This is a genomic window from Nesterenkonia populi, from assembly GCF_007994735.1.
Taxonomy (GTDB): Bacteria; Actinomycetota; Actinomycetes; order Actinomycetales; family Micrococcaceae; genus Nesterenkonia; species Nesterenkonia populi.
The window spans coordinates 1707157-1723775 of record NZ_VOIL01000001.1 but is presented as its reverse complement, the minus strand read 5'-3'; the positions used below and the strand labels follow the sequence as shown (position 1 = coordinate 1723775).

General features: G+C 63.5%; 16 protein-coding genes. 7 read left to right on the top strand and 9 right to left on the bottom strand.

All coding sequences use genetic code 11. From position 1 onward, the window contains the following. Position 1: 1 nt before the first annotated feature. On the top strand, positions 2 to 1471 hold the full coding sequence (locus tag FWJ47_RS07925) for an SCO6880 family protein (RefSeq protein ID WP_147106539.1): 1470 nt from the start codon (positions 2 to 4) through the stop codon (positions 1469 to 1471). A 3-nt stretch (positions 1472 to 1474) separates the two neighbouring features. Here the strand turns inward: FWJ47_RS07925 and FWJ47_RS07920 are convergent, their stop codons facing one another. Further along, positions 1475 to 2332 carry a DUF4062 domain-containing protein gene (locus tag FWJ47_RS07920; protein WP_147106536.1) on the bottom strand — a complete coding sequence of 286 codons (858 nt, stop codon included), beginning with the start codon at positions 2330 to 2332 and terminating at the stop codon, positions 1475 to 1477. An 83-nt stretch (positions 2333 to 2415) separates the two neighbouring features. On the opposite strand from FWJ47_RS07920, the gene FWJ47_RS07915 reads away from it, so the two are divergent. Then, positions 2416 to 3354, top strand: a complete 939-nt coding sequence (locus tag FWJ47_RS07915; protein WP_147106533.1) for a hypothetical protein — start codon at positions 2416 to 2418, stop codon at positions 3352 to 3354. Further along, the gene (locus FWJ47_RS07910) at positions 3351 to 4838 is read left to right on the top strand and encodes an ATP-binding protein (protein ID WP_147106530.1); all 1488 of its coding nucleotides are present in this window, start codon (positions 3351 to 3353) and stop codon (positions 4836 to 4838) included. Before FWJ47_RS07915 ends, FWJ47_RS07910 begins: the two co-directional genes overlap by 4 nt. Before the next feature lie 137 nt (positions 4839 to 4975). Here FWJ47_RS07910 and FWJ47_RS07905 read toward each other — a convergent pair whose 3' ends face one another. Beyond that, a complete protein-coding gene (locus tag FWJ47_RS07905; RefSeq protein ID WP_147106527.1) occupies positions 4976 to 5620 on the bottom strand; it encodes a hypothetical protein in 645 nt (214 codons plus the stop codon). A gap of 227 nt (positions 5621 to 5847) precedes the next feature. Here FWJ47_RS07905 and FWJ47_RS07900 point away from each other — a divergent pair, with 227 nt between their 5' ends. The 4 genes from FWJ47_RS07900 to FWJ47_RS07885 all read left to right on the top strand — a co-directional run bounded on the left by FWJ47_RS07900 (position 5848) and on the right by FWJ47_RS07885 (position 9292). Beyond that, entirely contained in the window at positions 5848 to 6342 is a 495-nt protein-coding gene (locus FWJ47_RS07900; protein WP_246126215.1) for a hypothetical protein, read from the top strand. A gap of 38 nt (positions 6343 to 6380) precedes the next feature. Further along, positions 6381 to 8132 (top strand): type IV secretory system conjugative DNA transfer family protein, encoded by a 1752-nt coding sequence (locus FWJ47_RS07895; protein ID WP_147106524.1) that lies wholly within the window; start codon positions 6381 to 6383, stop codon positions 8130 to 8132. A gap of 80 nt (positions 8133 to 8212) precedes the next feature. Further along, positions 8213 to 8659, top strand: coding sequence for a single-stranded DNA-binding protein (locus tag FWJ47_RS07890; RefSeq protein WP_147106521.1), 447 nt, complete (start codon positions 8213 to 8215; stop codon positions 8657 to 8659). Positions 8660 to 8680: 21 nt separating this feature from the next. Then, a complete protein-coding gene (locus tag FWJ47_RS07885; RefSeq protein WP_147106518.1) occupies positions 8681 to 9292 on the top strand; it encodes a hypothetical protein in 612 nt (203 codons plus the stop codon). 87 nt (positions 9293 to 9379) lie between these two features. Here the strand turns inward: FWJ47_RS07885 and FWJ47_RS07880 are convergent, their stop codons facing one another. The 7 genes from FWJ47_RS07880 to FWJ47_RS07850 all read right to left on the bottom strand — a co-directional run bounded on the left by FWJ47_RS07880 (position 9380) and on the right by FWJ47_RS07850 (position 16611). After that, positions 9380 to 9586 (bottom strand): helix-turn-helix domain-containing protein, encoded by a 207-nt coding sequence (locus FWJ47_RS07880; protein WP_246126214.1) that lies wholly within the window; start codon positions 9584 to 9586, stop codon positions 9380 to 9382. A gap of 35 nt (positions 9587 to 9621) precedes the next feature. Continuing rightward, on the bottom strand, positions 9622 to 10935 hold the full coding sequence (locus FWJ47_RS07875) for a tyrosine-type recombinase/integrase (protein ID WP_147106515.1): 1314 nt from the start codon (positions 10933 to 10935) through the stop codon (positions 9622 to 9624). Between the two features lie 375 nt (positions 10936 to 11310). After that, positions 11311 to 12303 carry a class 1b ribonucleoside-diphosphate reductase subunit beta gene (nrdF, locus tag FWJ47_RS07870; RefSeq protein WP_147106512.1) on the bottom strand — a complete coding sequence of 331 codons (993 nt, stop codon included), beginning with the start codon at positions 12301 to 12303 and terminating at the stop codon, positions 11311 to 11313. Between the two features lie 101 nt (positions 12304 to 12404). Continuing rightward, a complete protein-coding gene (nrdE, locus tag FWJ47_RS07865) occupies positions 12405 to 14537 on the bottom strand; it encodes a class 1b ribonucleoside-diphosphate reductase subunit alpha (RefSeq protein WP_246126329.1) in 2133 nt (710 codons plus the stop codon). Between the two features lie 11 nt (positions 14538 to 14548). Then, on the bottom strand, positions 14549 to 14986 hold the full coding sequence (gene nrdI, locus FWJ47_RS07860) for a class Ib ribonucleoside-diphosphate reductase assembly flavoprotein NrdI (protein WP_147106504.1): 438 nt from the start codon (positions 14984 to 14986) through the stop codon (positions 14549 to 14551). A 20-nt stretch (positions 14987 to 15006) separates the two neighbouring features. Continuing rightward, the gene (gene nrdH, locus FWJ47_RS07855) at positions 15007 to 15252 is read right to left on the bottom strand and encodes a glutaredoxin-like protein NrdH (protein WP_147106501.1); all 246 of its coding nucleotides are present in this window, start codon (positions 15250 to 15252) and stop codon (positions 15007 to 15009) included. A 354-nt stretch (positions 15253 to 15606) separates the two neighbouring features. After that, entirely contained in the window at positions 15607 to 16611 is a 1005-nt protein-coding gene (locus FWJ47_RS07850; RefSeq protein WP_147106497.1) for a zinc-binding dehydrogenase, read from the bottom strand. Positions 16612 to 16619 lie beyond the last annotated feature (8 nt).

Here is a 16619-nt window from a genome sequence, read left to right as displayed (position 1 = left end):
CATGCCTAGCGAGACAACATCGACGGGTTCGTCGGTGGAGTTGGTGCCGGTGAAGTTCTCCCGGCTGACCCGCCGCGGCATCCTGCTCGGTCTCTCCCTGACTCAGTTGATCACCCTCGGGATCGGTGGACTGTCCCTTGTGGGTGCCCTCTACGCCGGGGGCGGCATCCTGCTGGCCTACACCGCACCCATCTGGGTCCTCGCCGCCGCCTTGACGTGGATACCCGTTGCCGGACGCCCGGTGGTGGAGTGGCTGCCGGTGTGCTTCTGGTGGGTCTGGCGCACCACCGGCGGGCAGTTGTTGTACCGACGGCGGATTACTACACCCCGGCCGGAGGGGACTCTGGCGTTGCCTGGGGATATGGCCCGGCTGCGGGAATACACCGACCCCGAGACCGGGGCCGGGATGATCCACGACCCCACCGCGAACACTCTGACCGTGGTCACCGAGGTCTCCCACCCCGCCTTCGTACTGTTAGACCCTGCTGAGCAGCAACGCCGAGTCACCGCCTGGGGCCGGGTGCTGGCAACGGTGTGCCGCTCCGGCCGGGTCGCCACTCTGCAAGTCTTAGAGCGCACCCTGCCGGACTCCGGGACCGGGTTGGCGGAGTGGTGGGCCAAACACGGCACCGACGACGGATCGTGGGCCGCTGAGACCTACGCAGAGCTGATTGACCGGGCTGGTCCGGCTGGGGAACGCCACGCCACCACGATCAGCCTCTCGTTGGATATGAAGGCCGCCGCCCGGCAAATACGCACCGCCGGAGGCGGCATCCGTGGGGCTGCAGGTGTCCTTCGCCAAGAAATGAACACTCTGACCACCGCGCTGCGCACCGCCGATCTCACCCCATCGGGGTGGCTGACTCCTGGTGAGATCGCGGTGATCCTACGCTCGGCCTACGATCCGGCCATCGCACCGGTCCTCCAACGGCACGGGGAACTCGGTCAAAGCCTGGCCACCGCCGGACCGGTAGCTGTCAACGAGACCTGGCCGAGGCTGCGCACCGACTCAGCCCACCACGCGGTGCTCTGGGTCAGCGAGTGGCCCCGGTCGATGGTCCACCCCGAATTCCTCTCACCGGTACTGCTCTCCACCGGTATCCAACGCTCGTTCAGCCTGCTGTGTACCCCGATGCGCTCCGACCAAGCCGCCAGGGACATACGGAAGAAGAAGGTCGAGCACATCAGCGACCAGGCCCAACGGGCCAAGATCGGCCAGATCGAAGACGCCGCAGACCTGGCCGAGTTCGACGACGTCCTCCAACAAGAAGCAGACCTCACCGCCGGCCACGGCGTCCTGCGCTACACCGGACTTATCTCAGCCACCGCATCCACCGTGGAGGAACTGGATGCGAATGTGACGGCAATCGAGCAGGCTGCGATCCAAGCCTCCTGCGAAACCCGCCTCCTAGTGGGCCAACAAGCAGCAGCCTTCACCGCCGCAGCCCTACCTCTGTGCAGAAAGCTCTAAGGACTATCCGACGTGGATGTCCTTCTTCTTTGGTTCCCCATCTTCGACCCAACGGATCCTCAGAATGTCCGGTCCCGGTAGGCCGCCAGAAAACCCAACTGTCAATGGCCGTGTCTGTCCTGCATGGATCGTGGTGGGACCATGGGCGCCGATAAGGTCCATGCGAGGCTCATCCCCAACGACCTCGAAGGTGACCTGCTCGGCGTCCGTCTCTCCGGCATTTGTCACATCGATCCAGTTCCGAGTTCGGTATCGGGGTCTGCCCCTCTTGTCGTAATCGCGCAACTCACGGTCACTCTGAGCCTGTGCGGTGAAGTGCACTCCGCCACGGGAATTCTCAAGGCGTGGCGTTCCCAAGGAGATCTTCTGGATGTCGTACTCGATAGCGCTCCACACCTTGTGGGTGAGCTGGTCGGGGGTGTTGAACTCCCCAAAGAGGCCCAGCTGGCTGATCTCTTCCTTGAACTCTCGAAGGCCAGCGAGCTGTTCGGTGTCGACGTCATTAGGGTGCGGTGCTGCGGAGAAGTACAGGTGTACTGGCTTGTTCTGATCTTTGGCTCGCTGAATTTCTTCCACAGTGCCTGAGATGGCTTCAGGTGTCGGTGATCCAAGCCGGCTGCCGAAGAGGGCGAACACAATGTCTGACCGGTCTACGCCTTGAGAGTTGATCAGCGCCTGAGGATGCTCACCCAGCATTGGGACAGAAGATGTTTCGTAGCGCCACGGTTGGAGGATCGTCTTCTTTGCTTCGGCGTTGGCGTCGTTCCACCCGTGGATGGCTGCTTCGACGGCGTCTCGGGCCTGTGTGATGTCAGACGGTGAAGCGATCATTACCCGGAGAACATTCGCTGTGTAGGCCATATCGGCATCCTATGTGGGGCCACTGACATGGTCTGGTGACCTCGTGCTCACCTCCCTGGCATAACCGCCAAGGAGGAGCCACCATGACAACCTTCAACGACCCCCAAGCCGACGGTGGGGAAGCATCCCAGGCGCTGCGGGGCCTCGCTCATGCCACCCGAAGCTTCGATGATCCTTCCAAAGTGTATGAGGTTCTCGCGGAGTTGATCAGTGGGACTCGTGCCTTGGAACAGGTCCTCGATCAACTTGCCGCCGCGCACCTGGATCATTTGGATGCAGCGAGTTCTGATGAGGGTTATCGGCCCGCTGGTAGAGCTGCTGCAGCGGCGGCGGCAGAGGCACTTTTTGAAGCCGCGCAGGCGGTCGCGGAAGCCGGCTACCGTATTGACCGGGCGTCGCAAGCTTCAGGGCGTATCGCCTGGCACTCCCAGACCGAACACACCCCCGTCGCCCAGGATGCGGCTCGGCGGTGGGTCAACGTGGTCTTCCTCGATCGTGGTCAGGCCGATGGGGTGCTTGACCTCATTGATGAGGACGGAGCCCAAGCCGGCATTACCCACCTTGCCCAGTGGGACACCGGTCAAGAGACCACTGATGCGGCGATGGAGAACGGCTACGTCTACGACCAGCCCCCGGCTGCTGATGGGGACCATCTGATCACCGAGGGTGACTACACCATCTCGTATAACCAGCAGATGGGTCACGTCGCCCTCTACCGGCCCATCCCCGCCCCTGACGACCCCCTGCCTGCCGAGCCCTCTCCGCGCCGCAACGGGCTGGCATATGCCGCGGCAGGTGGGCGCAGCCTGGCCGGGCCAGCGGGAGGCTCATCAGCCGGTGCTGCCGCAGCAGCCGGAGCCGTCTACGCAGGCAGAGCGGGTGCGCGCCGGGCCACCAGTCAGGACGCTGTGGGGCGGCTGGGTTCTGTGACGAAGCATCAGGAATCCCAAGCTCAGCGGGATTGGTATGCCAGCCAGAACCGGCCCGCCAGCACAAGTACCGGTCGGGGGCTGTCTCGATGAGCCCGGACCCCGACCAGGAGAGACTGCATACCTCAGTACTGGTGGCTCCGGCTGCTGAGCGTCGTCGCCTACGCAAACAACGCCGGGAAGCTGCTGCCCGCCTACGCGCCCAGCAGCGCCAAGCCGAGAAACATGCCCTCCGGCAGAAGGCTGAGGCTGAGCGTGCTGAGCGGCGGGCACGGCAGTACTTGCCCGCTGCTGGTGAGTCTGGACCTGCGGCGCTACGGAGTCCGGGGCGGTTTCGGTTGCCGCGGCATCAGGACACCAGCGCCACCCTGGCCGGGGCATATCCCTTCCTCGCTGAAGGGGGCTTGGGTGCTGATGGGATGTTCATCGGCCAGGACCTCTACTCCGGGGCCAGCTTCGTCTATGACCCCTGGGTGCTCTACCAGCGCGGGATCATCACCGCACCTAACATCGTGCTGGCAGGCATCGTGGGCTCCGGCAAATCCAGCCTCGCCAAATCCCTCTACACCCGAAGCCTGCCCTTCGGACGCAGGGTCTATGTCCCTGGCGACCCCAAAGGGGAACACACCCCGGTCGCCGAGGCAGTGGGCGGCAGGGCCATCGCCCTGGGTGCAGGACTGGCCAACCGGCTCAACCCTCTGGATGAAGGCCACCGGCCCAGTGGCCTCTCGGACGCTGAGTGGGCGACCACGGTGGCCTCACGCCGTCGCAGCCTGCTCGGGGCACTGGCAGAGACCGTGCTGGCCCGGGGGCTGACTCCGTTGGAGCACACCGCCATCGACCTGGCCCTGACCCAGACCGTGGCAGAGAACTCCGTGCCGATCTTGCCCATGGTCGTAGACCGCATCCTCGACCCCTCCGATGACTCCACCGGCCGCCTGGCAGAAGACGGCAGGCTGGTCGGGCATGCGATGCGCCGCCTGGTCGCCGGTGACCTCGGGGGTCTCTTCGACGGCCCCTCCACCGTCGAGTTCGACCCCTCCCTGCCGATGATCAGCCTGGACCTCTCCCGCGTCACCGAAAACAGCACCCTCATCTCAGTACTGATGACCTGTGCCTCAGCGTGGATGGAATCAGCCCTGCTCGACCCCAATGGAGGCCAACGCTGGGTGGTCTACGACGAAGCCTGGAGACTTATGTCCCATCCGGCACTGCTGCGGCGCATGGATGCTCATTGGCGACTGGCCCGCCACTACGGCATCGCCAACCTGCTGGTCTTCCATAAGCTCACTGACCTGGACAACGTCGGCGACGCCGGCTCCGCCATGCGCTCCCTCGCCAACAGTCTGCTGGCCAATGCGGAGACCCGGATTGTCTACCGGCAAGAATCCGACCAACTCGGCACCACCGCACAAACCTTGGGGCTGACCGGCACCGAACAGAGACTGCTACCCACCCTCGGGGTCGGACAAGGCCTCTGGCGGATCAAGGACCGCTCTTTCGTGGTCCAACACCAACTCCACCCCGACGAACTCGCGGCTTTCGACACCACACGCCGGATGACCGGCAGGGCGTAGCCGAAGGGGCCTTGTCATTGTCGATGAACACCGTCAGTGGCTGATCCATCGCTAACCCGCACATACATGGGTAGCTTCTAGCCCTGAAGCTCAGTCCTGCATCGCCTCAAAGATATATCCCTGTCATTCAGGAACTGCTAGCTAGGAAGCTTTACTTCCATGGCATTTTTATTGTCCCTTACTTTATTCAGGCGCGAGAGCTGAGACTCTATTGAGTCATCGGAAAGCAAGGTGGGTGGGCCTCCCAGGGTTTCCTGGCCAAGCGGCCACAGCAGATCGAACTTTCTCAGCTCGTGCCTCGCTTCACGAGTCACGCTCAAAATTTCATTCAGGTGGCCGTACAGTTCGGTACTTCGTTTCCGCCATCGTTTAGCCAAGAAGCCTCTACGCGAGAGGGGCGCTGCTGTCTCCATCCGAGAAACAATCATGACCAGTGTGGCATATGCCTCGGTGAACTGGTAGAGATCTGAAGCGCCGCCCTTTTGAACTGCCTCACTGACCGACTGGTCGGAAAGGTAAGTCTGGGAGGACGACCACGGGGAATAGTCTTCTTCGGCCTTTCGGATGATTGGCGGCGAATACACGACTGTTCGCATCGCCCGCCTAACTTCATCGCTCAGCATGATTTCTCGAAGCTGAAGAAGGTTGCTGTCCATCGCAAGAGCTCCAGAACTTCTTTCTGCTCGCCTTGCCAGAAGAAACGAAACAACTGAAATCAGGCCTGCGAGGACAGACACTACGAATGTCACCAAATCAGGGATTCCCTCGAACGCTTCAATCAAGTTCCGTCCTCCTTCGCCCCAAGACACCACCAACACATACTAGTGATTACCTGTTCGACCGTCTTGGTTCCCTTGCGGGAGCTGATGTGCCCTCGCTGGCGTGCAGTCAATAACATCTGGTTCGACTTGTGCACCTGATGGGCATGAGCCGAAAGAACCCCGGTCCTCCACGCCGTAAACCGCAGAAGAACGACCGGCCTCACGACGAACCCTCCGTTCCTCCGGTCTTGCCGCATGTAGTCATCACCGTCACTGATCCCACCGGGACCATGGCGGTCACCGTGGATGGCGAGGACTTCCCGGCGCCAGAAAACGAGGGGGCGTGGAGTCGTGCCCGATTCGGTGAGGTGCTGGATGCGGTCACTGAGGACCGGACTCGGACGGTGCGGATCGAGGTCCACGAAACCGACGGGTCCACTTTTACTGACATCATCCGAGCCCATCGCCGCACCCAGGCCGAGCCTGCCCCCGAGCAGGAACCGTCAGAGTCGGCACGGTCTAAGCCCGGCGGGAAGCCAGCTACGGCCACGGTCTCGGGTGAGGGGTTCCTGCCCGGTGAAGACGTGGCTATCGCTGCGGTGGTCACCGACACCACGGCCAATGAGGACGGGGAGGTTGAGGCCCGTCTGAGCAGGCGGCAGAAGGCCACCCTGCGCGCTGGTGCTGAGGTGCTGGTCTTTGGCCGGTCCTCGGGGACCACGCTGGTGAGGCGGTTGCCGTGACCCGGGGTATCACTCCGGGGTCTCGTCAGGCCGGGGGTATGGGTGATGAGGTCACTAACGCCTTGATCATCCTGCTCATGGTGACGGCGGGTGTGGCGGTGATCCTGCGTGCCGCTGGTACTGTCGCCGCTTGGATCACCGGCGCATCACTGCCGGAGGCTGGTCCGGCTGCTGGGCTGGCGGTGTTGTTCAGCCCTGGTGGTCCTGCCGCCGCGCTAGCAGCGGAGGGGCTGCATCCGGTGGCCTACTGGATAACCAGTGGGGTGATGCTCGCCGGGCTGGCCGGGGCCGGTACCTGGGTGTGGGTGCGGGTGCGCCGCTGGGGCCAACAGAAACAAGCCGATCCGCATCGACTGGTAGGCACCGCCACCAGTGGCGACATCGCCAAAGTCGCCACACCAAAAGCACTGTTACGCCGGGCTGAGACGCTGCGGCCTTCCCTGGTGAAGCCGCGGGCCGAGGATGTCGGCTACCTGCTGGGGACCTCTGCGGGCAAGCAGGTGTGGGCCTCGGTGGAGGACTCGATCCTGCTGATCGGCCCACCCCGATCCGGTAAAGGCCTCCACATCGTCATCAACGCGATCCTGGATGCACCCGGGGCAGTAGTGACGACATCCACCCGGCCGGATAATCTCACCGCCACACTGCGGGCACGGGAGAAGATCGGCCCGGTAGCGGTCTTCGACCCCCAACACCTGGCAGAGGGCATCCCTGCGGGGATGCGCTGGTCACCTATCCGGGGGTGTGAGGACCCGCTGATGGCGATGATCCGGGCCACCGGGCTGGCTTCAGCGACTGGCATGTCCGCTGGCGGTGTCGAATCCGGCGGGTTCTGGGAAGGCAAAACCCGCACCGCCCTCCAATCCCTACTCCATGCGGCAGCGTTGGATCATCGGTCACCGGCTGAGTTGTTCCGCTGGACCCTGGACCCCTCAGCCGCCGCCGAGGCGGTCACCATCCTGGCCAGCACCCCCAGGGCGGCGACCGGATGGGATGACTCGCTGGCCTCCATGCTGGAAGCTGACCCGAAGACCCGGGATTCCATCTGGCAGGGCGTCTCCCTCGCTTTGTCGGCTCTGGCTGACCCTCGGGTGTTGGATGCGGTCTCACCCCGGGCCGGGGAGGACTTCGACCCCGAGCAGTTCATCCAGGACCGAGGCAGCCTGTTCCTGCTGGCCACCGGCGCAGGCGCCGGGGCTTCTGCCTCTCTGGTGGCGGCGTTCGTGGAAGACCTGGTTGAGACCGCCCGGCGTATGGCCGCCAGGTTACCCGGTGCACGGTTGGACCCGCCGCTGTTGTTGGCGCTGGATGAGATCGGCAACCTCGCACCCCTACCCAGCCTGCCGACGTTGATGGCTGAAGGCGGGGGCACCGGAATCACCACCCTGCCGGTGCTTCAGTCGCTGGCACAGGCCAGGGAGAAGTGGTCAGAGAACCAGGCCGGGGCGATCTGGGATGCCGCGATCGTCAAAATCATCCTCGGTGGAGCCTCGAACTCCCGGGACCTCCAAGACCTCTCCACCCTCATCGGGGAACGTGACGAGTACACCGATTCGACCACCATCGGGGATCACGGCACCCGCTCGAACCAGCGATCTGTTCGCCGGGTCTCGGTGCTGCCACCAGACCGGATCAGGACCCTGCCCTTCGGCACCGGGGTCACCCTTTTGCGGACGGCACCGCCGATCATCACCGACCTGCGCCGCTGGACCGAACGACCAGAGGCCACCGACCTGAGGGCCGACCGGGAGCAGATCGAAGCCATGCTCCAACACCACCCGCGTACCTAGCGCCGGGGTGCTGGGTGCACCTGTCTGGCAGAGGCCACCTGCACAAGGGCGGTGGCCGTGGCAGATAAGGAGCCCTGGTCATGGCGATCCATACCCAGCAGTCATTCTCCGGTTTCATCGCCTCAGCACCGCAGCTGAGCTACACCGAAAACGGTGACCCGCGCTTGTTCGTCAAGGTGGGCAAGGAGCACTACCAGCGCGAGGCCGATGGGTCGTTCACGCAGAAGGACACCACCTTCCACAACCTGGTGGCCTTCAAAGCCGCCGCCGAGCAGGGCCATGAACGCCTGGCCAAGGGCGACAAGATCATCGCCGAAGGCTACGTGCGCGAATACGAATACACCGACGCTAACGGGCTGACCGCTCCCGGTGAGGAGTTCGTGGCCCGCCGGATCGGTCATGACATGGCCCGCACCCGCTACGAGGTGGACCGCACACCCCGCCGCAGTGTCGAACGCGACGCCGCAGGGTTCGAGGCACCCCAGCGGCAGAACCCGCAGTCCGAACCGCCCAACCTCAGCCTCTGACACCGGCCAGGAGCCAGAGCCATGAACCAGCACACCCCACACGACCCGGGGCCGGAGGACTACCAGGCCCACGACACCTATGACACGGCCTATGACGAACCGGACCCCGGCTTTGAGCCGGGTTTCGACCCCGGCGGTGACCTCCCTGAGCCACCGAAGCCGATCAACTGGAACCTGCTTTCCGCCGATGACCTGGAAGCTGAATGGCTGGAACTAAACAAATGGGTCCACTGGCTGCGGCGCACCTACGGGCTACCAGCCAGTGTGATCCCACCGTTCTGGCACCACCACCCGGAACTGGTGTGGGAACTCTCCGCCCTACACCTGCACTGGCTCGGAGCCTACGACCCCGAACAGAACGCCTCAGTCCCCATCGGCTGGCACCGCGACTTCGCAGACGCCAGAGCCCGGCTCCGCGAATGGGTCGCAGCGTCCGGCACCCGGCTAGACAGGGACCGACCCACCCGCCAGACCTCCTGGCCCGGAGAAGACCGCGCACCAACCATAGAAGACCTCACCATCGAAAACCGCGAAAACGAGTTCGTGGACTTCGTAATGGCCCAAGTCGCACAACGACGCCAAGCCGAAGACGAGTTCTTCCGACACCTCGACGACCAGGCAGAGACCTATTGATCGGCTTGCGCTTCACGCTGGTGGAGGATGGCCTCGCTGTTTGAGCGGGACCATCCTCCACCAGTATTGGGTGCGAAGATCGACTTTCTACTTCAACGAGGGGATCTCTACCAGCAGCTGTTGCTGGAGCTCGTTGAGGTCCACCCGGATCAGTCGCCCGACACGGTAACCATGTACTGTGCCGTCAGCGATGCGGCGTCGAATGGTCTTCACCGAGACGCCGAACTGTTCAGCCGCTTCCGCGAGCGAGACCAGCTGCTGATCGGCTGATGCCTTCTTGTCCTGCATTGCCATGAGGTGTCACCCCCCTTCTTCGTGGCTCTGACATCTCATAGGTGTCCATCTCGGCCCTGGCACTCCTTATCTGCCTTCTTTCGGGCCTCGATCTTGGCCTGAGCCGTTCTGCTCATTCGCTCAGCCAGCTCCCGGTCCCGCGCCATGGTGCTGTGCTGGTAGCGCAGGACGACTCGGATGTCTGAGTGACCTCCGCGGCGCATCAGCTCGGCCAGTGTCGCTCCCTCTTGGGCGAAGATAGTAAGTCCCGTATGGCGCAGGTCGTGGAAGCGATAACGGTGGGGCAGATCGTTGACCTTCTCACGGACTTCGGCCCATATGTACCCCCACCGGGTGTTCGACAAGGGGACACTGCCCCGCCGTGTTGTTGGCACCACGGGTGCTTTCGCCTCGGGCGCCACATTGCTTTCCAGGTGCTTCCTCAGACGGTGGAGCATGATGTCGGGGACGCTCAGCGGGCGTTTGCCGGCCTCGGTCTTCGGCATGGTCAGGTCACCAGTGTTGGCGTTAAGCTGACGATGGACGTAAAGGGTCGCGGTGCCGTCCTCATGCCAGATGATGTCCCGACGCTGCAGACCCAAGCACTCCCCTCGCCTGAGCTGACACCACGCGGCCAGCAGCACCATGATCCCGAAATGCTCAGGTGTGGCGTCGTACAAGGCCTCCACCTGGTCGGGTCTGGCGACGTCGTCAGTCTCGGCGTGGTCGGAGTCGTAGCGGACAGATTCCTGCTTCGGCACTGAGACCGGGGGTGCTGCTGGGATGATTCCGTCCCGGGCGGCTTGGCGCAGGATCATCATCAGCACCGCCAGCACTGGCCGGGTGACTCCGTTGAACTTGGACTTCGGGTTCAACGGTGAAGGGATCGCATCCAGCCGATCGGTCATCACTTTGATACGTGCGGCGTCGATGTCCCGCAGCGGTGTATCTCCGAACTCCGGTATGAGGTATCCGCTGACCTTGCTCTGGTAGGACCGGATCGTCCCTTCGGAACGCTTCTTGCCGCTGCGGTTGGGCTGGGTACGGATCATTTCCATCCAGCGCTCCGCATATTCAGCGAAACCGAGGGTCCGCGCCCTCTCCGCCTCGGCCTCTGCCCGTCGACGAGCCGCCACCACGGCCGGGGGTTCCCATTGTCCTCGGGCGATCTGTGTATGGACGTTGGCCAGCCAGGTTCGTGCGTCGGTCTTGGTCAGGAAGGTCAGCGGCTTATCGTCCTCGGTCCGGGCCGTATAGGTCTGTCCGTCTGGCCCGGGGTACCTTGCCTGCCACCGACCCGAGGAGAGCTTGCGCAGGCTCCCCCAGCCTTCCCGTCGTGAGCGTGTCTTTCGATCCGTCGTGGCCGTCATCGGGTCCTCCCCAGGTCTCGGATGGACTGGAGCGGACCGCCGTGCCACTTCGTGCCACTAGGTCTCACAGAGCCCCTGAAACCGGGTCTGACAAAGTGTTTTACGTCATTCCGTGAACCCTCTATGGCACGTTGTGGCACGAGACTGACGGGGTCACCGAGCCAAAATAGGGCTCGCAGTCCGCTCTGCTTGCACCCGGAAGGTGTGCGCGTGCCACCTTCGTGCCATTGCGTAAGGCTGCTGGTGGGCATATTCGTCCTCCTGTGTTCGTTAGGAGGAGGCACGAAAAAGGGCCCGGACCTGCAGAAACCTGCGGATCCGGGCCCCTTACCAAGCCTTACGGCGACAACTCAGGACATCTGTCTTTAGAAAGGCTCAGAAGTCCCAGTCTTCGTCCTCGGTCTCCACGGCCTTGCCGATGACGTAGCTGGAGCCGGAGCCGGAGAAGAAGTCGTGGTTCTCATCCGCGTTGGGGCTCAGCGCCGAGAGGATCGCCGGGTTCACCTCCGTCAGCTCTGAGGGGAACATTGCCTCATAGCCCAGGTTCATCAGGGCCTTGTTGGCGTTGTAGTGAAGGAACTTCTTCACGTCCTCCGTCAGGCCGACGCCGTCGTAGAGGTCAGCGGTGTACTGGACCTCGTTCTCATACAGCTCGAAGAGCAGGTCGAAGGTGTAGGCCTTCAGCTCCTCGCGACGCTCCGGGGTCTCCTGCTCCAGGGCGCGCTGGTACTTGTAGCCGATGTAGTAGCCGTGGACCGCCTCATCACGGATGATCAGGCGGATGATGTCCGCCGTGTTGGTCAGCTTGGCCCGAGAGGACCAGTGCATCGGCAGATAGAACCCCGAGTAGAAGAGGAAGGACTCCAGGATCGTGGAGGCCACACGCTTCTTCAGCCCGTCAGTGCCGTGGTAGTAGTCCATGACGATCTGAGCCTTGCGCTGCAGGTTCTCGTTCTCACGGGACCAGCGGAACGCCTCGTCGATCTCCTTGGTGGAGCACAGGGTGGAGAAGATCTGCGAGTAGGACTTCGCATGCACCGACTCCATGAAGGCGATGTTGGTCATCACCGCTTCCTCGTGCTGGGTCAGCGAATGCGGGATCAGCGCGACGGCGCCCACGGTCCCCTGGATAGTGTCCAGCAGGGTCAGACCGGTGAAGACCCGCATGGTGAGGGTCTTCTCCTCCTCCGTGAGGGTCGCCCAGGACTGGACGTCATTGGACACCGGGACCTTCTCCGGCAGCCAGAAGTTGTTGACCAGACGGTTCCAGACCTCGCCGTCCTTCTCATCCTCAAGACGGTTCCAGTTGATCGCGTCGACGTGGTCGAGAAGACCAGATACGGTCTGAGCCTCTGCTGATGTGGTCATAGTTCCTTCAGCCCTCTTAGTGATCCCTCACGGCCGGCGCCCCGACGGCGCCACGTGCTTATTCGAAAACGTCTGGTCTCCGCGCTCAGCGCACGGGGAGCCTACAGCATGCAGGAGACGCAGCCCTCGACCTCTGTGCCCTCAAGGGCCAGCTGCCGCAGGCGGATGTAGTAGAGGGTCTTGATCCCCTTCTTCCACGCGTAGATCTGCGCCTTGTTGATGTCACGTGTGCTGGCAGTGTCCTTGAAGAACAGCGTCAGGCTCAGCCCCTGATCCACGTGCTGGGTGGCCGCGGCGTAGGTGTCGATGATCTTCTCATAGCCGATCTCGTACGCGTCCTGGTAGTACTCCAGGTTCTCGTTGGTGAGATACGGCGCCGGGTAGTAGACGCGGCCGAGCTTGCCCTCCTTGCGGATCTCGATGGGCGAGGCCACCGGGTGGATCGAGGAGGTGGAGTTGTTGATGTAGCTGATGGAGCCCGTCGGCGGCACAGCCTGCAGGTTCTGGTTGTAGATCCCGTGCTTCTGGACCTCAGCCTGCAGCTCACGCCAGTCCGCCTGGGTGGGGATGTGCACGTGGCCGAACAGCTGCCGGACCTTCTCCGTCTTGGGCGCCCAGGCCTGCTCGGTGTACTTGTCGAAGAACTCGCCGGTGGCGTACTGGGAGCGCTCGAAGCCGTCGAAGACCTGGCCGGTCTCCTTCGCGATCATGTTCGATGCGCGCAGGCAGTGGAACAGCACCGTGTAGAAGTAGATGTTGGTGAAGTCCAGGCCCTCCTCGGAGCCGTAGTGGACCCGCTCGCGGGCCAGGTAGCCGTGGAGGTTCATCTGGCCCAGGCCGATGGCGTGGCTGCGCTTGTTTCCTTCAGCGATGGAGGGCACAGACTCGATGTAGGACATGTCGGAGACCGCGGTCAGGGACCGGATGGCGGTCTCGATGGTCTGGCCGAAGTCCACCGAGTCCATCGTCTTGGCGATGTTCAGCGAGCCCAGGTTGCAGGAGATGTCCTTGCCGACCTGCGCGTAGCCCAGGTCCGCCTCGTACTCGGAGGGCTCGGAGACCTGCAGGATCTCGGAGCACAGGTTGGACATGGTGATCCGGCCCTCGATGGGGTTGGCCCGGTTCACGGTGTCCTCGAACATGATGTACGGGTAGCCGGACTCGAACTGGATCTCCGCCAGGGTCTGGAAGAACTCGCGGGCGTTGATCTTGGTCTTGCGGATCCGGCCGTCGTCGACCATCTCGTAGTACTTCTCGGTCACCGAGATCTCGCTGAACGGCTTCCCGTAGACGCGCTCGACGTCGTACGGGCTGAAGAGGTACATGTCCTCGTTCTTCTTGGCCAGCTCAAAGGTGATGTCTGGGACGACGACGCCGAGGCTGAGGGTCTTGATGCGGATCTTCTCGTCCGCGTTCTCCCGCTTGGTGTCCAGGAACCGGTGGATGTCCGGGTGGTGGGCGTTGAGGTACACCGCACCGGCACCCTGCCGGGCGCCCAGCTGGTTCGCGTAGGAAAAGGAGTCCTCCAGCAGCTTCATCACCGGGATGACGCCCGAGGACTGGTTCTGGATCTGCTTGATGGGGGCGCCGTTCTCACGGACGTTGGTCAGCGAGAGCGCCACGCCGCCGCCGCGCTTGGAGAGCTGCAGGGCGGAGTTGATGCCGCGGGCGATGGACTCCATGTTGTCCTCGATCCGCAGCAGGAAGCAGGAGACCAGCTCGCCGCGCTGCTTCTTCCCGGAGTTGAGGAAGGTGGGGGTGGCCGGCTGGAACCGTCCGGAGACGATCTCCTGCATGATGCGGGTGGCCAGATCCTCGCTGCCGCGGCCCAGGTGCAGGGCCACCATGCAGACGCGGTCCTCGAACCGCTCCAGGTAGCGATTGCCGTCGAAGGTCTTCAGCGCATACGAGGTGTAGAACTTGAAGGCGCCGAGAAAGGTGGGGAACCGGAACTTATAGGCGTAGGCCTCGTCCCACAGGCGGCGGACGAACTCGCGGGAGTACTGGTCGATGGTCTCAGGCTCGTAGTAGTCGTTCTCCACGAGGTAGTTGAGCTTCTCATCGAGGTCATGGAAGAACACCGTGTTGGTGTTCACGTTGTTGAGGAAGTACTTCCGGGCAGCCAGCTGGTCAGCCTCGAACTGGATCTGGCCGTCAGGGCCGTAGAGGTTCAGCATGGCGTTGAGCTCGTGGTAGCTCAGGCCCTCCCACTGCGGGGGAACCTCCTTGGCCAGGGCAGGGTCGGCTACGCGGCTGAGAGGCTTGACTGCTGTTTCCAAAATTCTTCCAATCCCTTCAGCACTGTGGAGACGTCCTTCTCAGTGCCCATGAGTTCAAATCGGTACAGGTGAGGAACCCCGCATTTGGCGGCGATGATGTCGCCGGCGATGCAGTAGCTCTCCTGAAAGTTCGTGTTGCCCGAGCCGATGACGCCGCGCAGCAGCCGCCGGTTGGACTCTACGTTGAGGAACTTGATGACCTGCTTGGGCACCGAGCCCTCGCCGCCGTCAGCCCCATAGCTGGGGGCGACGAGCACGAAGGGCTCCGTGGCCTGCAGGGTGTCCTCACTGGTGCGCAGCGGCAGCCGCGCGGTTTCGTCCTCAGGCAGGCTCAGCTTCTCCACGAACCGGTGCGTGTTGTTCGACACCGAGGAGAAGTAGATCAGCGTGGCTGAGGTGAGCACGGGACTCTCCTATCAGGCGATCAGGCTGCGGCGGCCTGGGCCTGGACGGCCAGCTCGCTGATCTTGTCCGGACGGAAGCCTGACCAGTGGTCAGCATCGGTGATCACCACGGGAGCCTGCATGTAGCCGAGTGCGCGGACCCGCTCGAGCGCCTCAGCATCCTGTGAGATGTCGACGGTCTGGTAGACCACGCCGTTCTTGTCGAGGGCACGGTAGGTGGCGTTGCACTGGACGCATGCCGGCTTGGTGTAGACGGTGACGCTCATGGGAAGACTCCTCGAACCATTGCTGCGTGAAATATTGGGGGTCCGTGGTTTCAGGCCGCTCTCCGCCTGCCCCCTGCGGACTGCCTCAATACTACATCTTGGGTCTGCTCCCGTCAGCAGGCACAAGATGATGTACTCACACCAGTGTAGTTCTCCTCATCGAAGTGCACAGCGCCTGTGGATGAGAACTTCGGCGCAATACTGCGGATCCGGCGTCGCGGACTGCCCCTCCTCCACAGGTGTGCACTTATCCGATCCACAATTGCGGCCGGGCGTGTCGGCACAATATGTGGTGCTGGACGAAAGCGGCCCCCGCCACATGATGTGGTGAGGGCCGCTTTTCGCAGGCTGGAACTACAGGCGCAGAAGCACCTTGCCGCTGCTCTGAGCGTCCCGCGCCGCCGCAAATGCGGCGTCGGACTCATCGATGCTGAACTCGTGCGTCAGCAGGGCCTCGACGGAATCATCCGAGGCCAGAACCTCCACCGCTCGGTGGATCTCATCCTTGAAGCGGAATGTGCCCAGAAGCGTGAGCTCCTTGGAGATGTAAGGAGCAAGGCTCACAGGACGCGCCTGGCTGGGCACCATCCCCACCTGCACCACGGTCCCCGCGGGCCTGGCGGCCGTCAGAGCCGCCGATATGGCCTGCGCGGCCCCCGAGCACTCCAGCACCACGTCGTATGAGCTCACCGGCACCGGCTGCTCGGCAACGTTGATGGTCTCATCGGCGCCCATTCTCAGTGCCCGCTCGAGCGGCCCCGGAAGGACGTCGCTGACATGCACCGCGGCAGCCCCTCCGGCGCGCGCTGCCACCAGCGCCAGCAGACCGATCGGTCCGGCGCCGGAGACGAGCACCGTCCTGCCCGTGAGGTCTCCTGCCCTGGATGCACCGTGCAGAGCAACCGCCAGCGGCTCGGCCAGCGCTGCCCGGCGCACAGGAAGCGACTCCGGCAGCGGGACCACCATTCCGGACTCGACCAGCAGCTGCTGGGCCGCAGCCCCCTGGGTGTGGGGCCACGTCGACGCGCTACCCAAGTACGATCCCCCGGGCCAGAGGTGAGGGTCATCCGGGTACTCGGCCTGCTGCCGGCCGAAGCGTGCGGGGTGAACCGTGACCGGCTGGCCCGCCTCGAACGTGCCCGAGGGGTCCTCGGCCACGCGACCGCTGAGCTCATGGCCCGGAATCAGCGGCTCACGGACCTCAAACTCGCCGTTGGCACCCTCATAGAAGTAATGGAGGTCTGACCCGCAGATCCCCACATACTCCACGTCGATGAGCACTTGGCCGGCAGCCGGCTGGGGCACCTCAACAATCCTGACGGCGGCCTGCTCGGCCGACTCGATATAAAGCGCGCGCATGGGTCTCC